Genomic DNA, 10,100 nt, shown 5'->3' with positions numbered 1-10,100 from the left:
GGTTCCTCTATTTCCGCATGCTCAAAATAAAGACCACTTAACCAAATGAGTTTGTTTTCCAAGCAATCGTTATCTACCGGGTGATAAAATCCTGCGAATGAGTGAGTATACGTGAGATAAACCCTTAAAACCGAGGGACGGGCAGATTACTGGAATAAACTAAAGCGATTTATGTGAAAAAGTTATTGCACTGCACTAAAACAATGTATATTTTATGGTTAAAGCGGACTTGGTGTTTTGATAATATGTGGTGAACCGTATCAAAGGTAAAAGCATGAGATCATTCCGTAACGGAGAACTATAGCTCAATAAGAGGAAGGCTGCCAACAACAATGGACCGGTTGCCTTTTTAGTTAACGAGAAAGGGAGGGCGACGAATGAAACTTGCTGCTATTCTAGGAATAATGGTGGGGGTAACTGGTTCCGTTTGGCTCGCAATGATTGGATTGCAGCATGTTAATAATTTTGGTTCTGATACAAGCGATTACCATAATGGGATATTACTCATTAAGTATGGTTCAGCATTCACTTTAATCTTTCTTGTCACATTGTGGCTGATGAACAAGAATGTGATTGCTTCGTGTATTCAGAGATCTCACTTAGTAATTGGCATTGACATGGCGAAGGATGCACATGTCGCACAGGCAACAAACTTTCGCGGAATTGTTCTTTCTAAACGACATCTAACTCTTCTACCAGCCAATTCGCATACCAAACTGCGTTCGGGTCGTGGTACCACCGAACGGCCATGAAGGCATACGGAAATAAAGGATAAGACTTAATTTCCTCGCGTACTTTCATCATCCATGTTAATCTCCTTTGCCGTTTCCCCGACATACTCTCAGCCAGGTTCATACCTGCTCTTCTCAGCAGTTGTCGCCCGTGTGAATACAGATTTAGATCACCTGCACCTGAAAGGATAGCCGCAATGAAGATGGGTCCAAGACCTTGAAATTTCTTGCGAAAGTTTAATAAGGCTGAAAATTATTTGGAAAAAGTTGATAACCCGTGGTACATCACTTTTTACAATTTAATAAGAACCAAAATGAACGGAGTTACGCGGTTTTACGACCCTGTTTTTCTAATTTATGCTGAACCATCACAAAACTAATACATTACCCCTCCCCAATCTATTGTTGCAGAACTTTGCGTCTTCAGATATTACGGAGGGAGAGAGCTTTCGTACCTATAGCTTGTTGAAGTGCCCCAGCTCGTTCGGATTCGCAATCAGCATCTCGAAAAGTATCTTGAGCACTGCTGGTGCTGGCATGTGAAACAAACCTACGGAGAATAATGTGGGTCTCTTTCTGCTTCTCGTAGATCATCTCAATATAAATACCATGTCCTTGCGGTGAATTCCTTCCACTTTCTCTTCATTAAATGAAACAGCAGGTTGATGCAGAATATAAGCCACCTGCTTATTCTGATTTATGCAGTCCTTATGCAGACCTCAGCGTCTTCTTAGGAGTGCAAATCAAATACAAAAAACGGACCACAGACTAATTTACATCATTTTTTATAGTAGAGCTTCTTACATCCGAGGGAGATACATTCGTTGTGCTGTTTGTAAAAAAAACTCCATCCGCATGCCTGATGTAATACCCGTATGCAGGAAGGTCGCCCCAAAGATTGGACTCGGGATATTGGCCAAGAGCATATTCCGGCGGATTTCCTGGCACCGATGTTTTACCGCCTTTGTAGGTTATATTGACATTATCGAAATAAATATTTTTTATTCTGTATTTTGTACCGTCCGACCTATTTGCACCTGAAATCGGAGAGCCCCACGTATTTTTCATGTTTTTCCCGATAATATTCTGGAATTTGACCGTATCCATGGTTCCCGTTTTAGGTACGTCATCTTGGGTAGTACGGTCGCTTCTCTTCCCTAGGATGACAAAAAAAGGATTACCTGTATCTTGAACATCGATATTCTGGAATGTGATGTCTTTTACATCCGCCCCATCGACAGATTCCACACACATAGCGCAATATTTTACATCCTTGATCATGATATCCTGAAATTTAACGTTCTTGAACGCCCCGTAACTGGTGGTTCCGAATTTTAATCCGTTTGTGCTGGAAGCCGTTACATTGGAGTTCTTGACGAGTACATCCTCTACTCCGCGACGCTTGCCGCTCTTGATGCAAATGGCGTCATCCCCGGAATTCACCGTGACGTCTTCAACCAAAACATGCTTAGAATCAACAATATCAATGCCGTCCCTATTACTTAATATATTGACATATAGATTCAAATTCCTTAATGTCAAATAATCAGTTTCCGCAAGCACTACGGTCCACATGCCCGATTTCTTGATGTATAAATTTTGGATCGTTACCATGCTGCTTAGTACGGAATAAATGGCTGAGGGTCTTTGAGGCTCCGAGCCGGTTGTAAACGAGTCGCCATTGCCATCGATGTTGCCGCCTCCGTCAATTCTCACATTTTCAACGTTGTTTACATAAATTAAAGCTTTATTGACATTCGAGTCGGGCCCCAATTGGGTATTGTAAGTCAGCGGGTGGGTATCCGGATAATCCGAGATGGAGGTACTGCCTTTTAAGGTTGCCGAATAGTCAATGTATAATGTCATATTACTCTTAAGTTGGATCATCCCCGACAAAAAAATGCCATCATGCAAATAAACGGACCCGCCCGTGCCCGCAGCAGCGTTAATGGCTGCCTGGATCGCGGCAGTATCCTTAGTTGAGCCGTCTCCTTTAGCCCCATAGTTTTTCACATCAAATACCGGCGATGGCGGTCCTCCGATAAAAGTGGACTGACTGTATACCTTGACATTGTCAAAATAAAGCGTTCCGGTATCACCTGAATTGATTCTGAAACCTGCCTGCCCGACATTGTTGGATGCGTACAGGAAGTTAATGGAGCTTACCTTTCTTATTCCGTCTACGAATACGTCATACGTATTGGCAGTGGTATCCAGCACCACTTTGATATGTACCATTTATCAGCAACATAGGGATCAATATTGGTTAATGTCCCGTTTTTGTTATAAGCGATATTACCGTTCGAGAAAGCTACAGAAGCTATTTTATTTCCGTTGTTGTCATAAATATTAGGGATGTATCGAACCCCGCTATTTTCTGTCGTTTTTACTTTTGCCTCAACCGTCACCTTGCCGCTTAAGGAGGAAAACAATTTGGTAGCTGCGGCATCGTTCGATGTTGAGCTTTTGTATATTTTCACGCTCTTATCGGTAGGGAACGGTACTTCCTGAACGGTAACTGTGCCTCCCGAGGTGTTCGGGTTCCAGCCGGACGGCGCAGCTCCCGTTGTATTTCCGTTAAAGTTATCATTAACCGTATAACCTGTCGCGGAGGTAGGGAAGTTTGCCGGCGGTGCTGCAGACGTCACCGTCACCTTAGTACTTTGTGGGGATTCGCTAGCTTGTCCTCCTGTATCGACAAATACGGAAGATACTTTATAATCGTAGGTGGTGCTTGGTGAAATGTTATTGTCGATATAGGTAGCGATTCCAGGCTGGGATTGCCCGACATAATTAAATTGTGTGCTTCCCGCATCTGCCCTGTATATACTGTATTTTGTCGCGCCGGAAACCGTAGTCCATGTTAAGGCTACCGAAGTGCTTCTTACCGTTCCCACTGAAAGTCCTTGCGGCACCGGTAGGGAAGTATCCACGATTACGGTAGTGGTTCCCGCAGCCTTAACCATATACTCAATGGGTAAAAGCTGAACATCATACTCGCAATGATCAGTACCTTGATCAAAGGGTGTACAAAGATTTTCATCCTCATCATTCTTATCATCTCCCATTCACATTGTTTTTTTAGTGCAATTTGAGTTGCAAATTAATCGTAATGGAGATGACTGCTGGTGTATATTTACATGTTTTAATGTGATATGCAAAAAGAAAAATAGGTGACTTTTACAAAGGGAACCAAGTTTGACTATCCGCATGTGACTTCCGCTAAGCGAGCTTTTAGATATAATGAAAATAAATCAGGATAAACCGATCCCTTGAGGAGGTATTATGAGAATTAATTGGCGCAACCGTTTGCTGCTTTCTTATCTCCCTGTTTTTTTTATTGTCGTAGCCATACTGATTCTCATTTTCTTTATGTCCATGAGTGAGTTCTCGAAAGAGGAGGCAAAAAAAGCGAACGAAATTTTTGTGAAACGCATTCTTGAAACACTCGACTCTTCCCTCATTTCGATAGATCAAACGATCACTAAAGAAGTGATGTCTAACGAAAAGTTGGAGCTTTTCTTCAGAAATGATTTCTCAACAAGCAAGTACTTCAATGATTTTGAGGCATCGAAAGTATTGTACGATCTGCTGCGGTATGTCCCATTGATCGATTCGGTTTATTTGTATCGTAATTCCGATCAAAAATTGCTTACGGAAAAATCTTCACCATCGATGGCTGAATTTGGGGATCACAAATTTTTGCTGCATCTGATACAAGACGGTGTTCCGAGGCGAAATACCGGTTTGCGAATGTACAAAGAAAATGAAGAAGTCCAAACCAGTAAACCTGTTGTGACTCTTGTCAAAAGGATGATGCCGCCGTTTGGAAATGAAGGTTATATAATAGTTAATATTCGATTGGATTCACTTAGGCAGCTCGTCCAGCCGATGCTTGATTCAAAGATAAGCCAAATTGATGTCTTTGATCAGGATGGATTGTTTTTATTCGGCAACAGCGGAAGGATGGCGGATAAAACCGTACATGCCTTTCCTTTCCCTTATACGAAGGTGACTTCGGATTACACGAAATGGGTGGGAAATAGTAGTTTCTCAGACAAGCATTTGTTCGGATTATTCTCGGTATTGAGTTATGTGTGGATGAGCATTGGAATGCTTACCCTATTAGCCGGAGGTTTGTGGGTTTTTTATATTACACGTAAAAACTACAAGCCGATCGAAATGATTATGAACCACATTTACAAATATTCGCAGAACGGCAGTAATCTCGCTTTTGCGGGAAAAACGGATAGCGACGAGTTCAAGTTCATTGAGTCAGGCATCGATAATTTAATTGAGCAGTCGATACATTACAAGAAGCAGAATGAAGAAAATCAAGTATATCGAAGCAAGCATTTCTTTCAAGAATTGCTCGAAGGCAACCTTATGGACGATCCTTCGAAATGGGCGGATGAAATTCAGCATTATGGCTTGAGAGGGGATTCCGAAGGTTTTGTCGTCATTGTGGTGGAAATGGATAAGTATTCAGAATTTATTAGAACCTATAACATGAAAGATCAAAACCTTCTGAAATTTATCATAAGCAGCGTTTTGAAGGAAGTTTGTCAGAATCATGCATGTGCGGTATGGGCGGAATGGATCGATGCGCATCGGTTGGGAGCGTTGTTCCCTATTGCCAATAACATAGAAGACAACGATAAGATGCATGTGGTTGGAGAAGAAACCATTCGTTGGGTGGCTGCCAATTTACCGTTTACGATTACGATCGGCGTCAGCTCCCTCGCCCGTCGAATGGAAGAGGTTCCGGATGCATACAACGATGCGCTAGAGGCGCTGCAATACAAATCAACGCTCGGAAACAACCGGTTGTTGGAGCATAACCAAATGGTTAGACAGCCAATTTACAAGGACATGTTCAAAAACCTGCAAAGAATCCGGGCTATTACCCAATCGTATCGTCTTGGCGACGAAAATTGGAAGCAAGAATATGCCAAGATGTTTGAAGAGATTCAGTCCGAGCCTATCCCCAAAGACGAATTAATGAGCATGATGAATTATATGACCTACCAAATGTACCGCGAATCGATGGAATTATCCGAAGAATTGCATCAGGTTTGGGAGCAAAGTTTGCCTGAATACAATGCGATATTGGAGCAATTCGATACAGTGGCGGAGCTGGACGCGCGCTTTTATGATGTGCTGAATCGGACGGCCGAAGATATGCGCCGCATCCGTGAAAGCAAAACTCATTATCATCTAATTGGCGATATGAAGGCGTACATCGAATCGCACTTTGCCGATCCCGACCTTAGTCTAACCTCGCTAAGCGATCAATTCGAACTGCACCCCAACTACTTAAGTCGGCTATTCAAAGAAGAATTCGGCGAGAAGTTCATTGATTACTTGACCAAAATGCGGATAGAGCAGGCCAAGAAGCTTCTGACGGGAACGAATCTTACCATCCAGGACGTATCCGTTCAGGTCGGCTATACTTTACCGGTATCATTCATCCGCGTATTCAAAAAGCATGTCGGAACCACCCCGGGTGATTACAAAAAAGGGATGTTAGCTTGATTTTGCTTAATTGCATACTCTGTCACAAAAAGCATACTGCCCTCTTTTCAAGGCTTAACGACTCCTTATTGCGAGGAAACGAGCCGAGAAAGGAGGTTTTTTGTTTTTGCATATCGCCTTAAAACATATCTATGTACGCCTCTGGCCACACCCGTTAAGATGGATTTGCGAGCAGATGATTTTACAAACGAAAGAGAGGTGATTTATTCTTATGAACACTGTCCATCCCCTTTTGTCTGAAGACGCTATGAAGCATGCGGACATGAACGTGAAACTGCGCAGGAAACGGATTATTAAACAGAACATTCCTCTCATGGCCATGTTCTTGCCCGTCATCCTGTTTTATCTCGTATTCAAGTATATCCCAATGCTAGGTTTAGTCATTGCATTCAAGGATTACAACTTTTTTGACGGGATAGTCGGCAGCGAGTGGGTTGGCTTCAAGCATTTCAAATATTTGTTTGAAAACGCTCATACGCGGGACATCATCTACAACACGATGCTTCTCAGTTGTCTCCGTGTTTTTCTAAGCTTTCCTTTTCCGATTCTTCTCGCTATTATGCTCAACGAGGCACGGAGGCTGTGGTTTAAAAAAGCGGTGCAGACGCTGGTCTATCTTCCCCACTTCCTTTCGTGGATTATCGTCGGCGGCATTGTGGTGACGGTATTTGCTGAGCAATCAGGCGTTGTTAACGGTTTGATGAAACTGACCGGCCTTCCTAGCTATGCCTTCCTCTATCATGAGGTTCCTTGGATGTCGATCTTCATCGGATCGAGCATATGGAAGGAAGCCGGGTTTAGCGCCATCATTTATTTAGCTGCGCTCACCATGATCGATCCGAGCTTATATGAGGCCGCAAATATGGACGGAGCAGGAAAATGGCGGAAAATTTGGCATGTTACGCTCCCAGGTATTCGCCCTACGATTGTGTTAATGCTCATTTTATCGATGGGTCATGTTATGGAGGTCGGATTCGATCATGTATACGTGATGCAAAACCAGGTTGTTTCCCAAGTATCCGAGGTAATCAGCACGTATATTTTCAAAATAGGGTTGCAAGGAGCTAACTTCAGTGTGACCGCGGCAATGGGTTTGTTCGAATCGCTGATTGGGATTATTCTAGTAGCAGTCACTAATCGAATTGCCCGTGCCTTTGATCAAGGACTTTGGTAGAAAGGATGGATCGTTATGAACGACACAAAGGGCGAATCGCTGTTTTATGCGGCCAATTATATCATCTTGACTTTAGTGGCACTCAGCTGTCTGCTGCCGATCATCAATATTGTAGCCGTTTCACTCAGCAATCAGAACGCGGTGGCATCCGGATTCGTTTCGTTGTGGCCCATCGGTTTTAACTTGGATTCGTATAAAGCTTTACTCAAAGGCACCAACATTCTCAGGGCCTTTCAGAACAGTTTAGTCATCACACTGGTCGGCGTGCTGCTCAGCATGCTGTTTACCATCATGGCCGCATATCCGTTATCGCGCAAATATTTTTGGGGCCGCAAATTTTTCACTATGGCTATGGTGTTTACCATGCTGTTTAGCGGCGGGCTGATTCCAACGTTCTTACTTGTTAAGTCGCTGGGCCTTGTCAATTCGTATGGCGCCCTATGGCTGCCCGGACTTATCAGTACGTACAACATGCTTGTGATGCGTACCTTTTTTGAAAACATTCCTGCGGAGATGGAGGAAGCGGCCCGAATTGACGGCTGCGGAGAGCTGAGATTGCTTGCACAAGTCATATTGCCGCTTTCTTTGCCGGTTGTCGCAACATTAGGGCTGTTTTACGGGGTCGGTTTTTGGAATGCATTTATGAGTGTGCTCATTTACATTAATGATACGAAGTTTTTCAACTTGACCGTTCTCGTTCAGAAAATGGTGCAAAGCCAGCAACTGCTGCAGCAAATGAACAATTTGCAGCCCGATGACGTGGAAGCGGTTACTCCGGACTCCATCAAAAGTGCAGCCATCGTTGTCATGATCGCGCCCATGCTGGTAGTGTATCCGCTTCTGCAAAAATATTTCGTCAAAGGAGTGATGATCGGCTCCATCAAAGGGTAGCATGCTCGGTCAATATTAAGCTCAAAATGATGATAACCACTAAAAAATTTTTCAGGGAGGTAAAACAATGTTCAGTCGTTCGCAAAAATGGGTGTCTGTACTTGCAGTAACCGCTTTGTCCAGTTCTTTGCTCGTTGGTTGCGGAGATGGAGATGGTAAGACGGAACAAAAAAAATCGGATAACGGAAAAACGGCGGCACAAGGGGAAGCTAGGGGAGCAGCAACCGTTTCCCTTTACGATCGGGGACGTGTTCCTGCAGAAGAAGGCACGATGGATAAAAATCGGTGGACCGATTGGGTCAATACAAACGGCCCTACGAATGTGAAATATGTATTGATTCCAAGAACCGATTCCATCACCAAGTTCAATACTTTATTCGCTTCAGGGGATGTCCCGGACGTCATCAACGAGTACGAACCGCAATACCGCGATCTGTTGTATCAACAAAAGCAGCTGCTGCCGCTGGATGACTTAATTGACAAGTATGCGCCTAACTACAAACAACTTCTGGCACAATATCCTCAATTAAAAAAGGCGGGAACGAAACCGGACGGCAAGCTGTATGAAATTGGCCGTTTGCAGGGAACGATGTCCATGTACTCCCTTATTATTCGTGCCGATTGGCTGAAAAAGCTGAATTTGCAAATGCCGCAAACACCTGAGGACCTGTTTAAGATCGCCAAAGCGTTTACTGAACAGGATCCTGACGGCGATGGAAAAAAGAATACGTACGGAATATCGCTTGCTTCCGATAGCGGCATGGGGATCAGCAAGATGTATGGCGATGTCGGCTGGGTCGTGAAGGATGGAAAATTCGTATACGATTGGGACCGGGCGAAGGCAAGCAACGAATTTAAAAAGCGGCTGTTTGACGAAGGGGTAGTGGACAAAGATTACCTTACCGACAAAAACGGCGAAAAGGCGAAGCAGGACTGGCTTAGCGGTAAGCTGGGGATGTATGTGATGCAGCATTCCCAGCAGCTTAATCCCGGCTTGAACAATTATCAGACGCTGAAGAAAAATGTTCCGAGCGCGGAAATTTTGCCAGTGCCGCTCCCTAAGACGCAATTCGGCCAATTCAGCATGAATTTTCTCAACCCGGCGCAAATGACCACCGTCGTTTACAGGGGAGCGAAGGATCCTGTAGCCGCCATCAAATACATCGATTTTATGGCATCCAAGGAGACCGCTAAAGTCATGAAATACGGTTTGGAAGGAAGCCATTGGAAGCAAGAGCCTAACGGCTGCCCGATTCCGGTCGATATGGAGAGAAACAAAAAAGAGCTCGTTTACGTACCCGATCTTGCTATGCAAACTTCGCCGGACCTGGTAGGGGCTTGTAACAAAACGGAGAGCTCCTTCGATCCGAAGATGCCGGACCACCAGGCATATTTGACCTTTATCAAGCAAGCGCGCGAAGCCTATGAAACTCCGGAACGGCCAATGCCTGATTTAACTCTTTCCGAGCACATGCCGACTTTGCCGGCGGATCTTGCCAAAATCAACACGGATCTTACCCAGCAAATTAGCGGGTTTTGGGCTAAGTCGATAGTCAGCGGATCGGCTTACACGATCGACAAGGCACTTTCTGACGCGAAGGCGGTATGGGAGAAAGGCGGCGGCAAGCAATTGGAAGATTGGTATGCCAAATGGTATGTGGACAATAAAGACAAGGCGTTTCTCACCCAGGACATCTATAAATTTTTAAATAAATAAACATTTGATTACAGGACCCCGAAGATGTGTTTTCAATCTTTGGGGCCTGTAC

6 protein-coding genes and 1 pseudogene are annotated in these 10,100 nt (G+C 44.2%); 4 read left to right on the top strand and 3 right to left on the bottom strand.

Annotated elements, in window-relative coordinates:
• Positions 1 to 672: 672 nt before the first annotated feature.
• The 3 genes and pseudogenes from GC093_RS36215 to GC093_RS30705 all read right to left on the bottom strand — a co-directional run.
• Positions 673 to 942 (bottom strand): annotated as a pseudogene (locus GC093_RS36215) (transposase); the annotation flags it as partial.
• A gap of 557 nt (positions 943 to 1,499) precedes the next feature.
• Entirely contained in the window at positions 1,500 to 2,969 is a 1,470-nt protein-coding gene (locus GC093_RS30710) for a glycoside hydrolase family 28 protein (RefSeq protein ID WP_171655759.1), read from the bottom strand.
• On the bottom strand, positions 2,912 to 3,799 hold the full coding sequence (locus GC093_RS30705; protein WP_171655758.1) for a fibronectin type III domain-containing protein: 888 nt from the start codon (positions 3,797 to 3,799) through the stop codon (positions 2,912 to 2,914). The genes GC093_RS30710 and GC093_RS30705 overlap by 58 nt, the downstream gene beginning before the upstream one ends.
• Before the next feature lie 217 nt (positions 3,800 to 4,016).
• Between GC093_RS30705 and GC093_RS30700 the strand changes: the two genes are divergently transcribed.
• The 4 genes from GC093_RS30700 (at position 4,017) to GC093_RS30685 (ending at position 10,048) form a co-directional block, all read left to right on the top strand.
• Positions 4,017 to 6,266, top strand: coding sequence for a helix-turn-helix domain-containing protein (locus GC093_RS30700; RefSeq protein ID WP_171655757.1), 2,250 nt, complete (start codon positions 4,017 to 4,019; stop codon positions 6,264 to 6,266).
• Positions 6,267 to 6,477: 211 nt separating this feature from the next.
• Complete coding sequence (locus GC093_RS30695; RefSeq protein WP_171655756.1) at positions 6,478 to 7,440, top strand: ABC transporter permease; 963 nt, start codon at positions 6,478 to 6,480, stop codon at positions 7,438 to 7,440.
• Positions 7,441 to 7,455: 15 nt separating this feature from the next.
• On the top strand, positions 7,456 to 8,331 hold the full coding sequence (locus tag GC093_RS30690) for a carbohydrate ABC transporter permease (RefSeq protein ID WP_171655755.1): 876 nt from the start codon (positions 7,456 to 7,458) through the stop codon (positions 8,329 to 8,331).
• A 67-nt stretch (positions 8,332 to 8,398) separates the two neighbouring features.
• Positions 8,399 to 10,048: an extracellular solute-binding protein gene (locus tag GC093_RS30685; protein WP_171655754.1), complete on the top strand. Its 1,650-nt coding sequence runs from the start codon at positions 8,399 to 8,401 to the stop codon at positions 10,046 to 10,048.
• The last annotated feature ends 52 nt before the right edge of the window (positions 10,049 to 10,100 follow it).

This window comes from Paenibacillus foliorum (assembly GCF_013141765.1).
GTDB classification, from domain to species: domain Bacteria; phylum Bacillota; class Bacilli; order Paenibacillales; family NBRC-103111; genus Paenibacillus_S; species Paenibacillus_S foliorum.
Note: the sequence above shows the minus strand (reverse complement) of the source record. Positions and strands in the feature narration are given on the sequence as shown.

What these genes read in the sequence shown, in the direction of transcription:
- GC093_RS30710 (WP_171655759.1), bottom strand. Translation starts at nt 2,969, where the DNA reads ATGGTACATATCAAAGTGGTGCTGGATACCACTGCCAATACGTATGAC.
- GC093_RS30705 (WP_171655758.1), bottom strand. Translation starts at nt 3,799, where the DNA reads ATGGGAGATGATAAGAATGATGAGGATGAAAATCTTTGTACACCCTTT.
- GC093_RS30700 (WP_171655757.1), top strand. Translation starts at nt 4,017, where the DNA reads ATGAGAATTAATTGGCGCAACCGTTTGCTGCTTTCTTATCTCCCTGTT.
- GC093_RS30695 (WP_171655756.1), top strand. Translation starts at nt 6,478, where the DNA reads ATGAACACTGTCCATCCCCTTTTGTCTGAAGACGCTATGAAGCATGCG.
- GC093_RS30690 (WP_171655755.1), top strand. Translation starts at nt 7,456, where the DNA reads ATGAACGACACAAAGGGCGAATCGCTGTTTTATGCGGCCAATTATATC.
- GC093_RS30685 (WP_171655754.1), top strand. Translation starts at nt 8,399, where the DNA reads ATGTTCAGTCGTTCGCAAAAATGGGTGTCTGTACTTGCAGTAACCGCT.